Annotated in this window: 21 protein-coding genes; 7 read left to right on the top strand and 14 right to left on the bottom strand. The window is 66.7% G+C overall.

Annotated elements, in window-relative coordinates:
* From HYG77_RS19000 to HYG77_RS18970, 7 genes are all read right to left on the bottom strand, one after another.
* Positions 1–1,560 (bottom strand): TerD family protein, encoded by a 1,560-nt coding sequence (locus tag HYG77_RS19000; RefSeq protein ID WP_208960233.1) that lies wholly within the window; start codon positions 1,558–1,560, stop codon positions 1–3.
* Positions 1,561–1,569: 9 nt separating this feature from the next.
* Positions 1,570–2,793: a TerD family protein gene (locus tag HYG77_RS18995; protein WP_208960232.1), complete on the bottom strand. Its 1,224-nt coding sequence runs from the start codon at positions 2,791–2,793 to the stop codon at positions 1,570–1,572.
* Between the two features lie 63 nt (positions 2,794–2,856).
* On the bottom strand, positions 2,857–3,765 hold the full coding sequence (locus HYG77_RS18990) for an HAD family hydrolase (RefSeq protein WP_208960231.1): 909 nt from the start codon (positions 3,763–3,765) through the stop codon (positions 2,857–2,859).
* Positions 3,762–4,886 (bottom strand): cysteine protease StiP family protein, encoded by a 1,125-nt coding sequence (locus tag HYG77_RS18985; protein WP_208960230.1) that lies wholly within the window; start codon positions 4,884–4,886, stop codon positions 3,762–3,764. The genes HYG77_RS18990 and HYG77_RS18985 overlap by 4 nt, the downstream gene beginning before the upstream one ends.
* On the bottom strand, positions 4,883–6,166 hold the full coding sequence (locus tag HYG77_RS18980) for a phosphoribosyltransferase family protein (protein ID WP_208960229.1): 1,284 nt from the start codon (positions 6,164–6,166) through the stop codon (positions 4,883–4,885). Before HYG77_RS18980 ends, HYG77_RS18985 begins: the two co-directional genes overlap by 4 nt.
* Complete coding sequence (locus HYG77_RS18975; RefSeq protein ID WP_204164832.1) at positions 6,163–7,383, bottom strand: HpcH/HpaI aldolase/citrate lyase family protein; 1,221 nt, start codon at positions 7,381–7,383, stop codon at positions 6,163–6,165. The genes HYG77_RS18980 and HYG77_RS18975 overlap by 4 nt, the downstream gene beginning before the upstream one ends.
* 12 nt (positions 7,384–7,395) lie before the next feature.
* Positions 7,396–8,493 (bottom strand): hypothetical protein, encoded by a 1,098-nt coding sequence (locus HYG77_RS18970; protein ID WP_244372946.1) that lies wholly within the window; start codon positions 8,491–8,493, stop codon positions 7,396–7,398.
* A 276-nt stretch (positions 8,494–8,769) separates the two neighbouring features.
* Here HYG77_RS18970 and HYG77_RS18965 point away from each other — a divergent pair, with 276 nt between their 5' ends.
* The 5 genes from HYG77_RS18965 (at position 8,770) to HYG77_RS18945 (ending at position 12,765) form a co-directional block, all read left to right on the top strand.
* Complete coding sequence (locus HYG77_RS18965) at positions 8,770–9,345, top strand: TerD family protein (protein WP_109333930.1); 576 nt, start codon at positions 8,770–8,772, stop codon at positions 9,343–9,345.
* 117 nt (positions 9,346–9,462) lie between these two features.
* The gene (locus tag HYG77_RS18960) at positions 9,463–10,605 is read left to right on the top strand and encodes a DUF475 domain-containing protein (RefSeq protein WP_208960228.1); all 1,143 of its coding nucleotides are present in this window, start codon (positions 9,463–9,465) and stop codon (positions 10,603–10,605) included.
* 80 nt (positions 10,606–10,685) lie between these two features.
* On the top strand, positions 10,686–11,309 hold the full coding sequence (locus HYG77_RS18955) for an AIM24 family protein (RefSeq protein WP_208960227.1): 624 nt from the start codon (positions 10,686–10,688) through the stop codon (positions 11,307–11,309).
* Positions 11,310–11,314: 5 nt separating this feature from the next.
* On the top strand, positions 11,315–12,013 hold the full coding sequence (locus tag HYG77_RS18950) for an AIM24 family protein (RefSeq protein WP_109335402.1): 699 nt from the start codon (positions 11,315–11,317) through the stop codon (positions 12,011–12,013).
* A complete protein-coding gene (locus tag HYG77_RS18945) occupies positions 12,010–12,765 on the top strand; it encodes an AIM24 family protein (protein ID WP_208960226.1) in 756 nt (251 codons plus the stop codon). Before HYG77_RS18950 ends, HYG77_RS18945 begins: the two co-directional genes overlap by 4 nt.
* Positions 12,766–12,823: 58 nt before the next feature.
* On the opposite strand, the gene HYG77_RS18940 is transcribed toward HYG77_RS18945, so the two are convergent.
* Genes HYG77_RS18940 through HYG77_RS18930 form a run of 3 tightly spaced genes read right to left on the bottom strand, consistent with a single transcriptional unit; the run spans position 12,824 to position 14,715 of the window.
* A complete protein-coding gene (locus HYG77_RS18940) occupies positions 12,824–13,294 on the bottom strand; it encodes a hypothetical protein (RefSeq protein WP_208960225.1) in 471 nt (156 codons plus the stop codon).
* A 59-nt stretch (positions 13,295–13,353) separates the two neighbouring features.
* Entirely contained in the window at positions 13,354–13,803 is a 450-nt protein-coding gene (locus HYG77_RS18935) for a PPOX class F420-dependent oxidoreductase (protein ID WP_109333938.1), read from the bottom strand.
* Between the two features lie 48 nt (positions 13,804–13,851).
* Positions 13,852–14,715 (bottom strand): fused MFS/spermidine synthase, encoded by an 864-nt coding sequence (locus HYG77_RS18930; RefSeq protein ID WP_208960224.1) that lies wholly within the window; start codon positions 14,713–14,715, stop codon positions 13,852–13,854.
* 120 nt (positions 14,716–14,835) lie between these two features.
* Here HYG77_RS18930 and HYG77_RS18925 point away from each other — a divergent pair, with 120 nt between their 5' ends.
* The gene (locus HYG77_RS18925) at positions 14,836–15,165 is read left to right on the top strand and encodes a hypothetical protein (protein ID WP_109333942.1); all 330 of its coding nucleotides are present in this window, start codon (positions 14,836–14,838) and stop codon (positions 15,163–15,165) included.
* A 14-nt stretch (positions 15,166–15,179) separates the two neighbouring features.
* Here HYG77_RS18925 and HYG77_RS18920 read toward each other — a convergent pair whose 3' ends face one another.
* Positions 15,180–16,277, bottom strand: a complete 1,098-nt coding sequence (locus HYG77_RS18920; protein ID WP_208960223.1) for a PQQ-dependent sugar dehydrogenase — start codon at positions 16,275–16,277, stop codon at positions 15,180–15,182.
* A gap of 127 nt (positions 16,278–16,404) precedes the next feature.
* Between HYG77_RS18920 and HYG77_RS18915 the strand changes: the two genes are divergently transcribed.
* Complete coding sequence (locus HYG77_RS18915; protein WP_208960222.1) at positions 16,405–17,226, top strand: arylamine N-acetyltransferase; 822 nt, start codon at positions 16,405–16,407, stop codon at positions 17,224–17,226.
* Between the two features lie 31 nt (positions 17,227–17,257).
* On the opposite strand, the gene HYG77_RS18910 is transcribed toward HYG77_RS18915, so the two are convergent.
* From HYG77_RS18910 to HYG77_RS18900, 3 genes are read right to left on the bottom strand one after another with little or no spacing between them, the layout of a single operon-like run.
* Positions 17,258–18,019: an SDR family oxidoreductase gene (locus HYG77_RS18910; protein ID WP_208960221.1), complete on the bottom strand. Its 762-nt coding sequence runs from the start codon at positions 18,017–18,019 to the stop codon at positions 17,258–17,260.
* A complete protein-coding gene (locus HYG77_RS18905) occupies positions 18,019–18,465 on the bottom strand; it encodes a nuclear transport factor 2 family protein (protein WP_208960220.1) in 447 nt (148 codons plus the stop codon). Before HYG77_RS18905 ends, HYG77_RS18910 begins: the two co-directional genes overlap by 1 nt.
* A 59-nt stretch (positions 18,466–18,524) precedes the next feature.
* Complete coding sequence (locus tag HYG77_RS18900; protein ID WP_208960219.1) at positions 18,525–19,301, bottom strand: RsiV family protein; 777 nt, start codon at positions 19,299–19,301, stop codon at positions 18,525–18,527.
* Positions 19,302–19,314: the final 13 nt, after the last annotated feature.

Here is a 19,314-nt window from a genome sequence, read left to right as displayed (position 1 = left end):
TTACCGCCCGGTGAGCGAATCGAGTACCGACGCACGCTGGAGCGGATCAGCGGGAAGCCGGTCGGGCGTGAGGATCCACTGGTTGCCCGTCCACGGGTCGGACACGGTGAGAACCCCCGAAGACGGAACTTGTTGCGCGAATCTCTCGAGCACCGCGACACCGGGGTCCGTCTCCGCCGCACTGTCGTCGCCGACGATGATCAGGGACGTCCCCACTGCAGGACCGTGGTCGGCCAGATGGACGATGCGCGCAGCATCCTCGGCTCCGTAGCCGTGCGGAAAATCGTTGAGGATGACGAGGCGTGGGGACGGCCTCGCATCCGCGATCCGGCTGTGTGCGGCCATTTCTGCAAGGTCGACGCTGTCCGAGAGTGCGGCGAGCCGTGCCGAGATGTCGGCGGCGGCAGTCACCACCGGGGCAGCCAGCAGCGCGGCGAGCGGCTCGGTGAGAGCGCGCAACGAACCGCTGATGTCCACGACTTCGAGCGTGGGCGTTGCCGCGGCGGATGCCACCAGCATGCGTACCGCCAGTGCGGCGACGACCGGCGCGGCCTCCGCCGAGTCCCCGACGATCCACAGCGGGCGAGCCAGCGGATAGTGCACACAGAACGGCACCCGCAGGTCACCGAGATCGGGTGCGGACAATTCGCCGAGCCGCAGACCGTCGGTCATCGCACTGCTCGCGTCCCGGGCCGACCACGAAGTCGATTCGAAGGTGGCCAGCGAGCGCGGCAGCAGCGGGTCGATGACGCGGAGTTCCGCGGCCAACTGCGTTGTCTCACCCGCGAATTTCGACTGCGCCTCGGCGAGGAGCGCGTCGTGACGTTCGTGGGCTCGGGCCTGCAATCCCGCCGCGGCGGGGCTGTTTCTCGTGGACTGGTCGGCCACCGACGCCGACAGCTCATCGTCCAGCCGGGCCTGGGCATAGTCGCGGGATGCCCGGAAGGAGGCGGCAGAGCGAGCTGCATCCTCGAAGATCATCCATGCCCGCTCGAACGAGTGGGCTGGGTCGAGGGGCACGGCGGCAGGCCCGGCAGGCGTGGGGGCAGGGACTGTCGGCTTCGGCTCGTCCACCTCGACCCCGTGCCGGGTGAGCAACTCCGCCAGGCCGCCGTCGTAGCCCTGCCCGACGGCCCGCACCTTCCACTCGTCGCCGCGGCGATAAAGCTCGAGGCAGATTGCCGCCGTCTCGCTGCCGACGAGCGGTACCTCGAAAGCGACCAGCGGAGCGCCGTGCTCGTCGGAGAGTGTGGCCGACAAACCGCTACGAGGGAGGGGTGTTCCCTCGTCGGCCGTCGGGTCCACACTCACCACACAGAGCACCGCCGAAGCGGTGCCGTCCACCTCGCCTAGATTCAGCCGAATCACGTTGCCGTCGTCGAGAGTCACGCCGGTCGCGGATCGAGCGTTGTAGAACACGAAGTGATCCGACGACAGCGCGCGCAGGTTTCCGTCGACCACGAGCACCGACACGTCGATCGGGCTCGCGTTCACCGCCTGGAAACGCACCGAATGCGAAGGCAGCACCGTGTTCTGGCCGGCCGCGAGGTGAATCGTCACCGCCCTGCCCTAGATGCCGAGGAAGCGGGTGAGTTGCGGAGCCGCTTCACCGGCGTGCTTGGCCTGAATGCCCTCACCGATCGCCTGGAGTTTCCATTCGCCGCCGACGCGGTACACCTTGGCCATCACCATTCCGGTGAACGGCATGCCGCCCTGCAGGGTGAACCGGGCGAGCTCCGCCTGCGAGGTGCTGTCGACCAACCGGCAGAAAGCGTTCTTCACCTGTTCGAAGGAGTGCCCGCGGTAGGAGGTGACGATGAAGACGATGCTGGACACGTGCGGCGGGATGCGGGTGAGATCCACCATGATCACCTCGTCGTCGCCGGCGCCCTCCCCGGTGAGGTTGTCACCCTGGTGCCGGATCGAACCGTCCTTGGAGGCCAGCTGTCCGTAGTAGGCGACGTCGACGAGGTTGTTGTCGGCGAACAGCACTGCCGACGCGTCGAGATCGACGTCTGCGGAACGGCTGCCGAACATTCCACGCTTCTCGACGGGGTCCCAGCCGAGGCCCATCTGGATGTACGTGAGCGCGACACCCCCCTCCTTGCGGAGAGTGACCTTCTGCCCCTTGGTGAGGCTGACCGGCCGCGACTTGGTGAGACTGACCTCGGCCGGGGCGGCCGGGGCGGCAGGCGCAGCTGGCGCGGCCGGGGGCGGAGTGGGAGCCGCAGGCGCCGGAGGCGGTGTCGGTGCGGCCGGAGGCTGCGGTGTGGGTGCAGGTGCGGGCGCGTCGTCGACGGACACGCCGTGATCGGTGACGAGTGCCGCGAATCCGCCGGCATACCCCTGGCCCACGGCCCGCACCTTCCAGGCACCCTGACGCCGATACAGTTCGAGGGCGATCACGATCGACTCGGAGTTCAGGCCCTCGATCTTGTACTCGTACAACGGGTTACCTGCACCATCGGCCACCCGAGCGGTCGGCGGTGCGAATCGGCCGAAGTTACTGTTCGTGTCGTCGAGGGTGATCACCGCACGCACCTGCTCGATGTCGGCGGGCACCGACCCGAGCGCCACCTTCAGCGAGGCCGCCTGACCGGCAGGTCCCGGAACCAGCTGGACACCCGGACCGCTCGGCTGGTTGAAGAAGACGAAGTCGGCGTCGGAGCGCACCTTCCCCGATTCGGTCACGAGAAGTGCGGACAGGTCTGCGGCGGCCGTCAGTTCGAGAGAGACGACGACCTCGTTGACGCTCAGTGGGCCGTTCTGACCCTTGGAAAGCGGAGTGGACACTGCGTGATTCCTTCACTGTGGGGAGCGTCGGGTTCGTCCCGTTCGACCGGTTTGCCTACCAACCTACAAAAGTGAGGTGACAGACGTCGCCGCCGCACCGTGGGCGACGCGCGCCGACATCCACCGGAGAATCTCCTCACCAGCGGCGATACCGCTGCTCTCGGTGATGGACAGCGTCGGATGCTGCCAGTTCGCCAATTCGAGTTCTCCATGGCGTGGGCGGATCGCGGCGTCGGCGGCGCTCAGCATGTTGGCGTCGAGCGCACCGTCACCGGCTGCGAGAACGGGTGCATCCGATGGAAGCACCCCGTCGTCGATCAGCCGCGAACGAACCTCGGCGACCGCGAGGCTCTTACACACCGCGTTCGGCATCGTGTAGATCTTGCGACCCTGCTGCGACGCCCCCCATCCCCGCGCCGCACACCATTCGTCCCACTCCTCGACGAATCCCGACGGCATCGCTTCGGGATCCACGACCAGGTAGGAAAACAACTCGTCGGCGACGCGGAAAGTGCGGACCCAGCTGTCGTCGATCCGGCGACCCAGTTCGGTCCCGACCTCCTCGAGTGAGGCGCCACCGTCTGCGAGCGCGGTCTCGACACCGGTGCGCCACTGCTCGTCGGGTACCCCGTCGACCAGGATGTTTCCGCCGTTCGTGGTGATGGCATACCGCCAGGGCGCGCCGGGCAACTCGATCCGCTGGAACTGCACGATGGTTCTCGTCGTCGTGGGGACCACCACCGCCGAAGCGGTGAGCTTCCTCAGCATAGCCTCGGCGGCGGAGGTGACGTACGACAACGGTTTTCCGTCGTACACCTCGACGCACAACACGTCCTCGGCGTCCGGCGTGGACGTCACGTCGGACTCCGCCGTACCGAGCTCCATCGCGGTACGCGAATAAATCATGGTCCGGTCGAGGTCGGTGGCGATCAGCGCCGTCCTGCCTGAACTTTTGGTGTCCTGCCTGCTCATGTCACATCCTTGATGAGGCCCATGCACGAATACGCCAGGTCGGACACTTCCTCCACCGGAACCGAGCGCGCAGCGGCGAGCAGTCGAATGTGCGCGTGCTCAGGCGCGTCGAGGTCGCGAACGAGTACACGCCACGGCACGCGTCGCAGCAATACTCGGGTGGTCTCGCCGACTCCCGGTTTGACGAAGTTGACGGTGGAAATTCCGTACTGCTCGCGGATTGCCTCGACCGACTTCCAGCCGTCCCAGGTCGGTGTCCGGTCACCGCGGAGCAGCTTATCCACGTCACCGGGAACGTGTTCGCGCACATCGGCGAAAGCGGCGGAGACGGAATCGAGGAGATGATTGGACACGTCCTCACCCGCGAGGTGGGCGTAGAACTTGGCGCCGTGGAAGTCGCCCGGCCCGATCAGGGTGTCGTTGAGGACCGTGCGCGACACCAGTCCGGAGACCGTCGAGTTGAGGCAGGCGGAGGCGATGAGGAAATCGTCGCGGGTGCCGAACGTGCGTACGCAGTGCCCGGGGTCGGCGAGGACTGCGAGGTCGTCGTCGAAAACGGCACCCCCGGCGTCGCGGTACTCGGTGAGCGCCTGCGACAGCTCGCGCGCGATGGCGCCCTTACCCGTCCAGCCGTCCACGAACACCACTTTGCGGGAATCATGATGCGCCGCAATATAATCAAGGGCGGTCGCATCGATACCGCGGTCCCGGACGATCGAGACGGCGTAGTGGGGCAGCGTCACTCCGGCAACCTCGCGCGCCCACCGCCGCATCAACACGCCCACCGGGGTCCCGGCGCGCGCCAGCGATACGAGGGTGATGTCCCGGCCTCGTTCGGCCAGGACCAGTTCGGTCACGGTCCCCACCGCCCGGGCAAGTCGGATGGCACTGTCCTGCAGGACCTTTTCGAACAGCTCGCGGTATTCGACGTCCGGCTGATACTCGATCGGCAGGGTTTCGGCGTAGTGGGCGTCACCCGCCTGGATGCGCCGTTCCCGCTCGGCCACGTCCGCCTCGAGGTTGACGTGGGAGAGGTCTTTGAGCAGCCACGCCACCTCTTCGGCGGCGTACGACCCGAATGCGGGTCCGGTCAACGGGCCGGGTCCGGTCGGACCTGTCACGACGACACACCTTCTCGTGCGGCCCGTAGCCGGGCGGGGTCGGCTCCCGACACCACGGCGAGCACCACGTCGGTGCCCGATGCGGTGAGCACGTCGAGCAGGCCACCCTCGGAAGTCAGCCGGTCGGTGTCGGCCGGCGCGTCGACCATCACGACCACCACGGCATCCTCGTCCGGCCACTGCGCGTTGTACAGGAATCTGGGCTGTTCCTCACCGGATTCGGGTGCGGTGAAGCGGAATCCACGGCGCAGTGGATATCCGGCCTCGTTCAGCACGTACGCCGGCGACCGCGTCGTCGTCTGGTATCGCACCCGATGGCCGGATGTCGAGAGCGCTTCCGCCACCCTCAGCGGCAGATACATCAACTCCTCGTGCCCGACGACGATCACGGGGCGCCGGGAATCGAGACGATCACCGAGTGCGGCAGCCACGGATCCGACAGCGTGATCGAAGGCGGGAACGTCTTCGCTCAGGAATCCGTGACGCCCTCCGTCGGGAACCGTTGCAGGCCAGGTGAGGTCGACGCGCTCTACGGTGCCCGCCCGCTCGGCGACGCCGTTGAGCACCGGGTCGGGAAGAGCTGCGACGGACTCCACCAGCCCGTCCGGGAGCTCCGTGCAGCCCTGCGCCAAGCTGACACTGTCGATCCGTACGCCCAGCTCCGCCGCGGCAACGTCCATGGCGTCGCGAAGCTCCGAGGTACGCATGTCTACGAGCGACGCCACCACGTAGCGGCTGCGCGGGTTGTGCCGGTGCAGTGCGCGTATCGCGTCAATGGCGGTAGCGCCCGTGGAGATCTCGTCGTCGACAAGGACGAGCGGCAGGTCGTTGGCGAACAATTCGGCGCTGGTCGGTTGCAGCTGGTGGCTGGTGGCGTGGGAGTGCCCTTCCTCGAACCCGGCGAACGTCCCCACCTGCGGGACGTCACGACGAGTCGAGTGAAGGTAGCACCGGGCGTGCAGCCGGGCGGCGACACAGTGCCCGAGGCCGGTCGCGGTCTCGGCGAACCCGAGCACCACTGGATCGACGTCCGAACCGAGCACCTCGGCAACCAGGTCACCGAGGGTGTTGCCCGCGGAGATCACGACCCCGGGTTCGGTGGGCAGGTGCTTGCCGAGGACCGTCGAGACGAGCAGGTGCGCCCGGCGCGGGTTGCGGCGGAGCCCCGGCTCGATCAGCTCGGGAACGGTGAGCCCGACCGCCGAATCGACGTGAGCGAGCGTCAGCCCGAGATGCTCGGTGGCCCAGGGCACCTCACGTAACACGGTCGGTGACGTCATCGGACGGCCAGCGCAGTCAACAGATCCACGAATGTGATCCCCTCGTTTGTCACGCCGAACACTTTGGCTCGGACGAGCGTCTTCTCGGCCCAATTGCGATGAGGGCGCATCTCGTTCATCTTGTTGCGGTACCCCGAGGCGCGCACCCCGCCGACGCCGTCGGCGCCGAGAATGTCGAGAGCGTCGTGGTACTCCTCGTGCGTGACCGCGGACAGGGCGTGCACGGCGGCCACGTGGGTGGGATGGATCACCGTTTTGCCCTGGATACCGTTGGCCCGGTCGAGCGCGATTTCACGGAGCAGACCGTCGAGATCACGGCTCACCAATTGCTGACGGAACCGCACCTCGTCGTGTTCCTCGAACGGAGTCGCGCGCAGCGTGGGCCGGAACATCCGCTCGTGATCGGCGAAGTACTCCCACACCGGTCCGGTGATGACGTGCCCGGTGTCGTCGCTACGCCCGAGGTAGTTGACGATGGCGGCAATCGCGTCGGCCACCACCCGGACGTCGTAGATCGTCAGGTCGCGGTCACGTCTGATCCCGAAGGTGCCGCACATGTCGGTGGCCCCGACCCGCACCGCGAGGATCTGATCACGACGCTCGGCCAGCAACTCGCCGATACGCGCGAGTTCGTGGTCACGGGTCTCCCGGTGTACCAGTTCCGGCGATTCGAGCACGGGCATCGCGTACAGGTGCTTGCCGAGACGATCGGACGCCGCGGCCAGCTCGTCGAGGAATTCGCGGCCGGTGACGCTCCCAAACTTCGGGATCACGAACCCGGTGAGGACCTCCGCGCCCGTGGTCAGCAGCTCGGCGATGCGCCGAAGATCAGCGGCCGCCCGCACCCGCACGAAGAGCTGCAGCCGGGCACCACCCGAAGCGGCCAGCCGGTCGAGCGCGTCGATGGCATTGAGCAGCGCGAACTCCACTTGATCGTCGGCAACGGCGTCCTCGAGGTCGAGGACCATCGAGCACACGCCCTCCGCGGACCGGCGAAGCACGATGTCCGCCAGATCGGACCGGGTGGCCGGCACGTACAACGTCGCACCGAGGGCGACGGCCAGCACCACCCTGTCCTCGTCCGGTTCCAGCGACTGCGGAGCGTGCAGGAACAACCGTTCGTGAGTCTGTGAGTCGAGGTGGTGAAAGTGCCGAACCCGCGGCATCGTGGTACCCGGTGTCACGGCGCCTGCCGCGGTCTGTTCGCTAATACTCATCGTCCCCCCATGTCATCGCTGCGCTGTATGTCCTCTCATCTTCTGAACCACCTCGGCAATGAACGCCGACACCGCATCGAGCTGGGTGATATACGCCCAGTAGTCGGGGTGCCTGCCCGTCAGTGTCCCTGCGATCCGGTCGATCCGCTCGAGCTGGGCGTCGAGGACCGACCCCCATTCCCGCACGAGCCCGCGATTGACAGCCAACATCTGGGCATCGCGCAGGCGAAATCTGATTTCGTTCTCTTTCGCACGCGGATTCTCGCGGACGTGCCGCAGTAGTCGCAACCGGTCGGTGACACCGTCCACTTTCGCCTCGGCATCCGCCAGATGAGTCCGCGCCGCGCTCGTCAACTCGAGCGCGCCTTCCGGGTTGCCCGCGGTCAGGGCCTCACGCGCCTTCTGCAGATCGGCCTCGGCCTGTTCGATCTGCAGGCGACTGTCCTGTTGGTTGTGGACGAGATCCGCCGAACTTCTCGCGTTGAACTCTCGCAACAGTGCGGAGTAGGCAGGCGCGAGCCGCTCGGCACGGGTCTGCACGGCGGCGATCCGGGTGGTCACCGACGACACCGCATGTGACGCGTCCCGCTCCTTGGACGGCGCAGCCGCCAGCGCACTGTCGAGGGCCGCCGCAGCATCCCGTACCCGGCCCGCGGCTTCGCGCACCGGGTTGGCCCCCCGGGCTGCCTGCAATGACACGACGGCGTCGTCAAGCGCCGCAGCGGATGCCCGCACCGACGGATAGTCGCCGTACGCCTGGTGTCGCCGCAGCCCGTCCCGAGCGGCCTCGGCTGTCTGCAGGGCCTGCTGCGCCACCTGCGGAATCGCGGCCAGCATCGCCATGGATTCCTCGAGATGACCGCGATGCGCGCGGTAGAACTCGTCCAGCGCCTGTGTCGCGGCCACCAATTGCGCTGTGACCTGCTCGAATGCGGCGGTTGCCGCCGGCGACTGGACGCCGTCGAATTGATCTTCCGCCGCGAGATACGCGGACGCCGCCTGATAGCACCCCTCCCGAACCGGCTCCCACAGCCGCTGGACTCCGCGTTCCGGGGTGAGCTGTTTCGAGGCGTCGACCGCCGCGGCGGCGATGCTCTGACGGTTGTCCATGTCAAGAAACGCTGCGACCATGGTGTCGTGGGCGCGACGAGTCGACTCGTCGCTCCGGGCTCTTCCTCGGAAGCGTCCCGACCATCCGCTCGTCACACCTGAAATCGTACTGGTCGGCGCCGTCGGCCCGAGCTGACCGGAATCGCCTGTGGACAAACCTGTGGACAGCTATCGGATGGGACAAGTCGGACAAATTCATTATCGTGGTGGTGCACGACGATCTCGAGACTTCGACAGCCGTCGAGGTCGAACACCTCCTCTCGAAAGGACCCCTGAATGGGCGTCAGCTTGACCAAGGGCGGCAACGTTTCACTCACGAAGGAGGCGCCGAACCTGACTGCGGTCGCTGTCGGACTCGGATGGGACGCTCGTTCGACCACCGGTACCGACTTCGACCTCGACGCCAGCGCCATCGGTGCGGGTGCCGACAAGAAGGTTGTCTCCGACCAGCACTTCGTCTTCTTCAACAACCTGCGCTCACCGGACGGTTCCATCGAGCACGTCGGTGACAACACCACCGGCGCCGGCGAAGGCGACGACGAGGTGATCAACGTCAACCTGGCGGCGGTCCCCGCGAACATCGAGAGCATCATCTTCCCCGTCTCGATCTACGACGCCGAGACCCGCTCGCAGTCGTTCGGCCAGGTTCGCAACGCGTACATCCGCGTCGTCGACCAGGCAAACGGCAACGAGCTCGCCCGTTACGACCTGTCCGAGGATGCGTCCACCGAGACGGCGATGGTCTTCGGTGAGCTGTACCGGAACGGCGCAGAGTGGAAGTTCCGCGCCATCGGCCAGGGCTACGCGTCCGGGCTCGCCGGTATCGCCCGCGACTACGGCGTCAACGTCTGACGGTAGTTTCGCTACATCAGCCGGGTAGGGTTTCGCGTCGCTGACGTGGAACCCTCCTCGGCGTTCGTATTCCAGCAGTAGCCACCCGGCATTGCCCAACAAGAAAGGCCACGCTCAGTGGTTCTGCGAATATTCGGTCTGTCCTTCGCTGTCACGGTGGTGTCCATCATCATCGCGGCGCTCTACGGAGGCCCCCAAGCCGTCCTGCTCGTCGTCATCCTCTCGATCCTCGAGATCTCCCTGTCGTTCGACAACGCCGTCATCAACGCCACCGTGCTGCGACGGATGAGCGAGTTCTGGCAGAAAATCTTCCTCACCGTCGGCATCGTCATCGCCGTGTTCGGCATGCGCCTGGTCTTCCCGCTGGTCATCGTGTGGCTGGCATCCGGCCTCGGCCCGGTCGCCGCCCTCGACCTCGCACTCAACCCGCCCGCCGACGACGCCGCATACTTCCCCGACGGCAGCCCCAGCTACGAAACCCTGCTCACCGACGCCCACCCGCAGATCGCGGCGTTCGGCGGCATGTTCCTGCTGATGCTCTTCCTCGGATTCATCCTCGAAGAGCGCGAGATCACCTGGCTGTCCTGGCTGGAGAAGCCGCTCGCCCGCGCAGGCAAGCTCGACCAGCTCGCAGTGATCGTCGCCGGTGGCCTGCTTCTGCTGACCGCCTCGTACATCGCGCCCGAAGACACCGTCTCCACCGTGATGGTCGCCGGCGTCCTCGGCATGATCACCTACATCGCCGTCAACGGCCTCGGCGAACTGTTCAACACCCCCGAAGAGGATGAGAACGGCGAGGTCGTCGAGGGCTCCAGTGGCGGCCCGACCGAACTGGCCAAGGCCACCGGCAAGGCCGGCTTCTTCCTGTTCCTCTACCTCGAGGTCCTGGATGCGTCGTTCTCCTTCGACGGCGTGATCGGTGCCTTCGCGATCACCTCCGACCCGATCATCATCGCCCTCGGCCTCGGCTTCGTCGGTGCGATGTTCGTCCGCTCGATCACCGTATTCCTCGTTCGCAAGGGCACCCTGTCCGACTACGTGTACCTCGAACACGGGGCGCACTGGGCCATCGGCGCCCTGGCCGTGATCCTGCTCGTCTCCATCGGCTACCACGTCAACGAGAACATCACCGGACTCGTCGGCGTCGCCCTCATCGGAGCCGCGTTCATCTCCAGCATCTTGCGCAACCGCAAGGCGGCAGCCGCCGGCGGAAGCTCGGACAACGACGTGGACGAGCCGAAACCGGTCACCATCAGCTAGGTTCTGCCTGTACTCACATCCTGCGGCAGTGTTCGTGACCCGGTCACGAACACTGCCGCTCGGCACTGGAAAGGGCACCTATGGCGCGGCTGCTCGAGAAGTCGAAGAAGGTGGTCGAAGCCCAACTGGCCGGAACCACCATCCGGGCAATACAGGGATCGATGATTGCCTACGAGGGCAATGTCAGCTTCAAATCGGCCGGTTTCGGTGGCGGCGACGGTGTACTGGCGGGGATGAAGAGGCGCGCCACCGGCGAGTCGCTGTCCTTGATGGAATGCTCCGGCAACGGTGTCGTCTACTTCGCGGTGGGCGGCCAGCACATCACCGTCATCGACCTCGCGGGTGAAACGCTGCAGGTGGAGTCGCAGCAACTCCTCGCACTCAGCGGCAACCTGAACACCAACGTCACCTTCACCGGTCTCCGCGGCGGTGTCGGCGGCCAGGGCCTGTTCACCACGACGGTGTCGGGACAGGGGCAGGTGGCCTTCCTCTCGGCCGGCGGCCCGCTTATCCACCTCGAGGTGTCGCCGCAGTATCCACTCGTGGTCGACCCCGACGCCTTCGTCTCGGCCCGCGGGCAGTTGACCCAGTCCTTCGTCACCGATGTGTCGTGGCGGACCGCCGTCGGCCAGGGCAACGGCGAAGCCTTCTCCCTCAAGTGGGACGGCCACGGCGTCGTGTCCATCCAGCCGGCGGAACGGTGATCAGCATGGTGTTCACACAGGTCAACTCGAAGGTCGTCAAGGTCGATGTCGGGGCAGCGGGCGGAGTCGTCGCGCGCACCGGGTCGATGCTGTTCTACACCGGTCAGGTCCAGTTCTCCCCGCACCAGGTCCCCGGTTCGCAGTCCATGGCCGGGATGGGCGGGTTCACCCGCATGGCCGGACGGATGATGCAGGGCGAACACGAGCGCACGATGCTCGCGCAGGGACAGGGCGAGGTGCACTACGGTCACGCCGGTCTCGAGGTGCACGTGGTCGACATGTCGCAGGGTGGAACTCTGTGCGTCGAGGCGTCCCGACTGCTCGCCCACAACGCCGGACTGCAGAGCTCGGTGGTCTCGGTGATGAGTCAGGGCGGCGGCGGTGGTCGCGGAATGCTCGGTGCACTTCGAGGCGCCGCTGCGGGTGCGTTGTCCGGGACAGGCATGTTCACGACGCAGCTGTCCGGGTACGGATCGGCGGTGCTGTTGGCGCACGGCGGTTTCCTGGAGATCCCGGTGGGCGGTCCCAACCCCATCCTCGTCGACCCCGACGCGTTCGTCGGTACCTACGGAAACGTCCAGGTAGAACTGAAATCCGCGGTCGGCTGGCGTGATGCCGTGGGCCGCGGCGCCGGAGAAGCGATGCAATTGCAGTGCAGCGGACAAGGAATCGTCTACGTTCAGGCTTCGGAGGAGAAACTGTGAGCACCGTGCTGAATCCGTCGACCCTGGGCGCCAGCGACAACATTCCGGACAACAGTTACGCCTACTGCATCGACCTCACGGCCCCCTGGTTCATCCGCAAGGGTGCGATGATCGCCTACTACGGGCAGATGCAGTTCCAGGCGCTGACCCACGAATTGCACGGCGCCGCACTGCACATGGTGGCCAACCAGTTCTCGGCGCCGCTCTACATGGGTGAGTATGCAGTAGCCGAAGGCTTCGGGAAGCTGATCATCGGTGACCGGGGCTACGACATCAACTCGTATGACCTCGACGACGGCAACCTCACCATCCGGGCGTCCAATCTCCTTGCCTTCGAACCGGGTTTGTCGCTGAACCAGTCGATTGTCCCGGGGTTCCTGACCCTCATCGGAACCGGCAAGTTCCTGGCCTCCTCCAACGGCCCGGTGATGTTCGCCGAGCCGCCACTGCGGATCGACCCCGAAGCACTGGTCGGGTGGGCGGACTGCCCGTCGCCGAGCCACCACTACGACCAGGGGTGGATCAGCAACTTCCTCGCCGCCGGCGCCCACATGATGGGCATCAACTCGGGAGAGGAACGGCAGTTCGACTTCACGGGCGCCGGAACGGTTTTGATTCAGTCCAGCGAGAAAGTCCTGAGCGACACGCATGTCGTGCGCAGCATCGAGGGCCAGATCCACGGCATCACCCCGAGCGGTCTGCAGCGGCTCAACGGTGTGATCGCCGCCAAGCTGGCCGAGCAGCCTCGCTGACTTCGAGGCGAATGTACCTTTCGACGCTGCTACCGCACCGAAAGGTACATTCGCCCTGTCACCGGGCGGGGTTGGGGCCCAGCCGGATGACGTCGGTCCGGGCATGCAGCCCGATTTCCGGCCACCCCACGGTCAGGGTGATCACGCCCGACTCCGGGTAGGCGCCGACCCAGTATCGGGGCTCGGTGTGATATTCGGATGCCTCGGTCGTGGCCACCCTCGACGTGGACTGCAGGTGGCTCGGGTCGGCTTCCCCGACCACGTCGTCGACCCGCACGTGCACCGCGAGATACGACCAGCGGGCGGACGGGTCGTCGGGATCGTCGAGGGGGCGGGTTTCGTGACGCGCCCTGTCAGCCGTGCGTCCCGTCGCGGTGAGCTCGATGCGCAGCTCGAGACCCGCCGGGTGGGCGACCACTTCTGCCAGCCGAAGCGTCAGATCACGGGTAGTCGCGAGTTCGACGGGGCCGTATACGACGACCCCTCCCGTGGCGGGCGGCGCGGCCGCCGGCCACCGCCTCCTGCGCATGCACCCCATGGTCCCACCGGGGGCGGCGGCCTGCCACAACTACGTTCCGGGCCGAATGCTCACGGCAGCTGGGCCATGCCGTACAGGTGTGTCGCGCGGACCCGGAGTACCTGCCGTCGCTCGGACACCATCGCCCGACGAAAGTCTTCCCAGTCATCGTGTTCCCGACCTGCTGCATTGCGGAATACCTCGACGAGCTCGTCAGTGGCCGCGTCGTGGGGGTCGCTCGCGACGGCACTCAGCTCGGCGTCACCTTCGACGACCGCGTAACTCCAGAAGTCGGGCGCGCTCACGTGCAGTGACACGCGGGGGTCCCGCGCGGCGTTGCGTGTCTTCGCCCGGTCCGCGGTCACCGAGATCCGGGCGGTGTTCGTGTCGGGGTCCCAGGTGTAGAGAACGTTGGACAGCTGCGGTCGGCCATCCCTTTTGATCGTTGTGAGGACGGCGTGCGAGTGTGTCGCGACGAGGTCGAGCAGGGGACGCTGCGCGTCGTTCACTTCCAGGCTCATACCGACACCCAACCACGGTGCGGTCGGTGATGTTCCCGCAGCGCCGTCTCACCCGGACTCGCCCGGTGATCCTTCCGCGTCGAGCAGGACGCGCGCCGAACCGGCGAACGACCGAACCTGCGCGTCGTCCCAGAGGTGTGCGGGCACACCACCACCCAGTAGTCGCCGAACCAGTGCGGGGTCGTCGCCGAGGGGCGCGTCACTTCCGGCGATCACGATGTTGCCGTAGCGGCGGCCCTTGAGCATGGCCGGGTCCGCGATCACGGCGGTGTGCGGAAACACGCTGCCGATGGTGGCCGCCTCCCGCCGCGCCTTCACGAGGTCGCGGGTGTCACCGCAGTTGACGACGTAGATCCCGCCCGGTGCCAGGACCCGGCGAACATGGCCGGTGAATTCGACGGTGGTGAGCGACGAAGGCGTCGTGTTGCCGGCGAACACGTCACGAATGATCAGGTCGCGGCTCGACTCGGTGAGAGTTTCGGTGACAGCCCTGGCTTCACCGACGCGGAGTCGGAGCAGCGGTGCCCTCGGCAGATCGAACCATCGACGCACCAGTTCGGCCAGCTTGCCGTCCAGTTCGACCACTACCTGACGGGCGTCCGGGTACACAGCCGACAGATAACGGGCAAGTGAGCACGCGCCGCCGCCGAGATGCAGCGCCCGCACCCGGTCCGCGCACTGCCAGCGGGATCCGATCAGGTCGGCCATCCACCGCATGTACTCGAAATCGAGGTGTTCGGGATCCGTGAGGTCGATGTGTGAACTTTCGACGCCGTTCACTTTGAGGACCCAGCCGTGGGGATTGACGTTGTCCTCGGCGAGTTCGCAGGTTCCCGTGTCGATCGGATAGACCCCGGCGACGGGCCCACCTTCGGCTGCGTGCGCAGTTCGGCCACCGCGCTGCCTGCCCATATTCCGACTTCCCTACCGTTCGCATCGACTGCGCGCGTCTGCTGCGACAATCGTCATCCCACGATACCGGCACGACCACGCGGTGACCTACCGTAGTGGCGCGCACGAGAGAGGGAGGCGATGGAACCTCAGGAAGTCGACTTCGCCCACACCGAAGGCGCGGCGCGCAAACGTCGCGAGAAGGCCGTGGGGCTCGCCAAATACGTCTGGGATCGCGCTATCAGCGGGAAGGAATTGCTCGACCTCACCGACAGCACACTGCGGAAACTGGCGCGGGCAGCCGGATCCAATCCACCGAGCACCATGGAAACCTGGCTCACCGTGGCCGAACTGCTCGACCAGAAGTCGGCGTGGGCCGAGCGCCACCCGGATCATCCGTCGGCATCGCCCGCACACGCGGACGAGAAGATCATGTGGGTGAAGCCGCCCGTCGCGCCCTGGACCGACTGACGCCCGGCCGCACTTCAGGCCGACGGCCGCACCGCGAGGATGCGGTCGTCGCTCTCTGCCGGCGACCCCCGACCGTCGCGATTGCTCGTGCTGAACCACAGCACCCCGTCCGGTGTGGCGACGACGGTGCGAAGCCGCCCGTACTCCTCTGCGAACAGCGACTGCGGTTCACCGAGCGAGCCGTCCCCGCCGACGGGTATCCGCCACAACCGTTCGCCCCGCAATGCCGCCACCCAGAGCGACCCGTCGAGGTAGGCGACGCCGGACGGTGACGCCTCGTCCGTGGGCCACTGCACCACCGGGTCCACGAATTCGGCCTCGTCCGCCTGCCCTTCGACCTCGGGCCATCCGTAGTTGGCGCCCGGCCGGATCAGGTTCACTTCGTCCCACGTGTTCGCGCCGAACTCGGTGGCCCACAACCTGCCTGCGTCGTCCCAGGTGATGCCCTGCACGTTCCGGTGTCCCAGCGACCAGACCGGTGAGCCGGACAGCGGGTTGTCGGGCGGAATCGTTCCGTCCGGATTGATCCGCAGGATCTTGCCGCCGAGCGAGGAGGGATCCTGGGCGAGCGGCCGATCACCGGCTTCACCGGTGGTGACGTAGAGCTTGCCGTCGGGTCCGAAGGCGATTCGGCCCCCGTCGTGGATCGACCCGGCCGGAATTCCTGTGAGGATCGGGGCGGGCTCGCCGAGGCTGCGGCCGTCGTATCGCACGGCGACCACGCGGTTGTCCTCGTCGGTGGTGAGGTAGGCGAAAATTGTCTGGTCCGACGTGTAGGCGGGTGACACGGCGAGCCCGAGCAGTCCCGACTCCCCCCGCGCTGCCACCTCCGGAACCTCCCCGACCTCGGTCACGTCACCGTTCGGTTGCAGACGACGGATGGTGCCGCTGTCCCGCTCGGCGATCACCGCGGCGCCGTCGGGCAACAGCGCGATTCCCCAGGGCACCTCCAACTCGGTCGCGACCACGGTGGGAGCGGCAACGGTGGGAGCGGCAACGGGTGGTTGCGCCGCCGATGTCGCCGCCGACTCCCCCGTGCTCGAATCGGTCTGGCAACCGGTGGCGGCAAAGCCCACCAGCAACGCGGCAGCCGCAACACATCCCCGTTTCATGAGAGTCCTTCCGCCGCGCGCCGGTCTCCACCCATACAAGTGCGAAAGTACGCTCGCGCGCACGATGCCGCTCACCGGACGCGAACGGCGCCTGATCACCCACTCGGGCGTGCTTACACTGAGGGTCATGGGAACTGCAGGCGATCTCGACCTCGAGCGGTACTTCGAACGGATCGGATACGACGGGGACCGATCCGCGACGACGGCAACACTGAACGCCATTGCCGCCCACCATGCCCGGTCGATTCCGTTCGAGAACCTCGATCCGTTCCTCGGCACACCGAATCGGCTGGACCTCGAGTCGCTGCAACGCAAACTGGTGGAATCGCGCCGAGGAGGTTACTGCTTCGAGCAGAACCTCTTGTTGCGCGCCGTACTCCTCGAACTGGGCTTCGACGTCACGGCGTTGGCGGCTCGGGTGCTGTGGGGGTCGCCGTCGACCGACGTGATCAACCCGCGCTCGCACATGCTGCTTCTGATCGATGTCGAAGGTGACCGGCGCATCATCGACGTCGGGTTCGGCGGCATGACCCTCGACACCACGTTGCGCCTCGAAACGAACACGGTGCAGGACACTCGGCTCGAGCCGTTCCGGCTGCTCGACCTGCGCGGCGACTACCTCTTGGAGGCCCTCGTCGGTGACGAGTGGCGTCCCATCTACCGCTTCGACCTCACCCCGCAGCACCCCGTCGACTACGAGGCGCCGAACTGGTACCTGTCCACCTGGCCCGGTTCCCATTTCGTCACCGGACTTCTCGCTGCCCGGGTCGCGGAAGGGCGACGGTATGCACTCAACGGAACCCGGTTCACCGTCCACCCGCTCGGTGGTGAGTCCGTCCGACTCGAGCTGACGAGCGCCGACGAGCTCCGCAAATGCCTCGAATCGGAGTTCCTCATTGACACCAGCGGGCTTCGCGGACTGGACGAGGCGTTCCACCGGTTGCCCTGACAGGGTGCTCGCCGGGCAACCGGCTCGACGCTCAACTCCAGCGCGCCTGGCCGCCGTCGAGCGGGATGGTGGCACCGGTCAGGTAGCCGGCGTCGGGTCCGACCAGGAAGACGACGGCGCGTCCGATGTCCTGCTCACAGTCCCCGATCCGGCCCAACGGTATCGACCGGACGAACTCGGCCGCCTCCTCCGGATTGTTCTCCGTCCACCACTGCAAACCGGGAGAGAGGGCATGCGGCGCAATGGCATTGACCCGGATTTCGTCGGCGCCCCACTCACTGGCGGCGGTGCGGGTGAGCGAGCGCATGGCCTCCTTCGTGGCCGCGTACAGCCCGTAACCGCTGGTGTCCCAGCGCACCGCCGAGGAACTCACGAGATTGACGATCGAGCCGCCGCCGCGTGCCTTCAAGTGGGGATGGCACAACTGCATGAGGAACAGAGTCGCCACAGGACCCACCGCCATGGCCCGGTCCAGCAGCTTCGGAGTGACCTCCAGCAACGGGCCGAGCGCACTCGCGTTGGCGTTGTTGATCAGGATGTCGATGCCGCCGAACACCTCGACCACACGTGCGACCATGGGCCCCAGTTGCTCCCGCTTGCTGATGTCACACACGAAAGGCTCGGCGACACCACCGAAGTCGGCGATGGCAGCGCACGTTTCGACGAGTTTCGACTCCGTACGCCCCACCACCGCGATCCGCGCGCCCTCCTTGGCCAGTGCGCGTGCCATACCGGCCCCGACGCCCTGCCCTGCTCCGGTGATCAGTGCCACCTTGCCGTCCAGCGTGCCCATCAGGGATGCGCCGTCAACCGGAAACTGGGGATGTCGGCGAGAGACATCACCGCCTCGAAGGTCCGCTCATAGCCGGTGTGCGCGATGCGCCACCGCCCGTCCGGCCCGCGAACATAGCGGTCGGAATAGAAGGCGGCTCCGCGCAACGCCATGTCGTGTTCGGGTATCAGCACGAGGTCGGAGAGGTACCACCGGCCGGTAGCCGTGTCACCGTCGACGTCGATCTCCGGGTGGCCACAGTGATGCTCGGTGATGGTCTGCGGGCCGAGGCTGGTTCTCATGAACTCGACCACCGCGTCGCGTGAGTCGAATGTCAGATGTTCGCCGTAACTCGCGGTCGCGTCGGGGAGCAGGGTGTCGGCGAATTCGTCCCAGTGCTTGGTGTCGAGGGCGCGCAGGTAGGCGTACTTGAGTCTGCTGATTGCGGCGACAGCTTCCAGATCCATGATCACCCTCCGGGTACCAAAACTGATACCTGTTCTACCACGGATGGACGGCGCGCGGACTAACTCGACACCACGTCGGCAAGCTGCGGGTCGACCACGTCACCGAGAACGTCCCAGGGGACGGTGACGGTCACCAGCCCGACGGCGTGCGGCCCCACCTGATAGTCGTCGAAGTGGATTTCCATCCCGGCGGGGGTCGCGAGCCAGTTGGCGAAGTTCCTTACGACGGGCTCGATGCCGGCGCGGTCGAACTCGGGGCCGGCAGCCGTGGCCGGCAGCAGGGTTGCGCAGTGCTCGGACAACCTCCGTAGACCGGCATCCAGATCTGGGAAGAGATCGGCGAGCGTGATCGGCGCGGCCGTATCGGCATTCACCACCACCGTCGCGACGATCGGGGTGGGATGCGCACCGGGTGGATCGGCGTTCCACGACGTCACCAGCAACCCGCTGATCACGTGCTCGCCGATGTGCACGACGCGGTGCTCCTGGCTGCTCAGTGTGAAGGCGTCGGTGCCCGAACCGTCGATCTGGTCCTGGAGCGCGGCCCGCATCGATTCGTTGAACTCGGCGGTGACCGCCGAGTTTCCGCCCTCGATCTGCGGGATGACGACGTCGTAGGTGACGCGGCCGGTGGAACCGTCGACCCGCAGCTCGGTCTCCGTGTACGGCAGGCTCGCAGGCGTCGTCGCCTCGGCGCCTGCCGTGTCTGAAGCCGTGGCTATCGTCGTTGTCGACGGCTCACTGACCGCCGTTCCTTCCTGGCCGGAGCAGGCGGCCAGGGCGAGGACGACCGCCGCGAGCGCTACTCCCCGACCAATTCTCCGGATGCCGCTCATGAGGTATCTCTAT

Source organism: Rhodococcus sp. ZPP (assembly GCF_017656075.1).
Lineage (GTDB): Bacteria > Actinomycetota > Actinomycetes > Mycobacteriales > Mycobacteriaceae > Rhodococcus_F > Rhodococcus_F oxybenzonivorans.
The sequence above is the reverse complement of the archived record's forward strand: the minus strand, read 5'-3'. Positions and strand labels throughout refer to the sequence as shown.

Excerpts from the sequence above, each read along its gene's own strand:
- HYG77_RS18920 (WP_208960223.1), bottom strand. The coding sequence starts at position 16,277 with ATGAAACGGGGATGTGTTGCGGCTGCCGCGTTGCTGGTGGGCTTTGCC.
- HYG77_RS18910 (WP_208960221.1), bottom strand. The coding sequence starts at position 18,019 with ATGGGCACGCTGGACGGCAAGGTGGCACTGATCACCGGAGCAGGGCAG.
- HYG77_RS18965 (WP_109333930.1), top strand. The coding sequence starts at position 8,770 with ATGGGCGTCAGCTTGACCAAGGGCGGCAACGTTTCACTCACGAAGGAG.
- HYG77_RS18990 (WP_208960231.1), bottom strand. The coding sequence starts at position 3,765 with ATGAGCAGGCAGGACACCAAAAGTTCAGGCAGGACGGCGCTGATCGCC.
- HYG77_RS18930 (WP_208960224.1), bottom strand. The coding sequence starts at position 14,715 with ATGGGCAGGCAGCGCGGTGGCCGAACTGCGCACGCAGCCGAAGGTGGG.
- HYG77_RS18915 (WP_208960222.1), top strand. The coding sequence starts at position 16,405 with ATGGGAACTGCAGGCGATCTCGACCTCGAGCGGTACTTCGAACGGATC.
- HYG77_RS18970 (WP_244372946.1), bottom strand. The coding sequence starts at position 8,493 with ATGGACAACCGTCAGAGCATCGCCGCCGCGGCGGTCGACGCCTCGAAA.
- HYG77_RS18955 (WP_208960227.1), top strand. The coding sequence starts at position 10,686 with ATGGCGCGGCTGCTCGAGAAGTCGAAGAAGGTGGTCGAAGCCCAACTG.
- HYG77_RS18905 (WP_208960220.1), bottom strand. The coding sequence starts at position 18,465 with ATGGATCTGGAAGCTGTCGCCGCAATCAGCAGACTCAAGTACGCCTAC.
- HYG77_RS18950 (WP_109335402.1), top strand. The coding sequence starts at position 11,315 with ATGGTGTTCACACAGGTCAACTCGAAGGTCGTCAAGGTCGATGTCGGG.
- HYG77_RS18925 (WP_109333942.1), top strand. The coding sequence starts at position 14,836 with ATGGAACCTCAGGAAGTCGACTTCGCCCACACCGAAGGCGCGGCGCGC.
- HYG77_RS18980 (WP_208960229.1), bottom strand. The coding sequence starts at position 6,166 with ATGACGTCACCGACCGTGTTACGTGAGGTGCCCTGGGCCACCGAGCAT.
- HYG77_RS18935 (WP_109333938.1), bottom strand. The coding sequence starts at position 13,803 with ATGAGCCTGGAAGTGAACGACGCGCAGCGTCCCCTGCTCGACCTCGTC.
- HYG77_RS18900 (WP_208960219.1), bottom strand. The coding sequence starts at position 19,301 with ATGAGCGGCATCCGGAGAATTGGTCGGGGAGTAGCGCTCGCGGCGGTC.
- HYG77_RS18975 (WP_204164832.1), bottom strand. The coding sequence starts at position 7,383 with ATGAGTATTAGCGAACAGACCGCGGCAGGCGCCGTGACACCGGGTACC.
- HYG77_RS18940 (WP_208960225.1), bottom strand. The coding sequence starts at position 13,294 with ATGCGCAGGAGGCGGTGGCCGGCGGCCGCGCCGCCCGCCACGGGAGGG.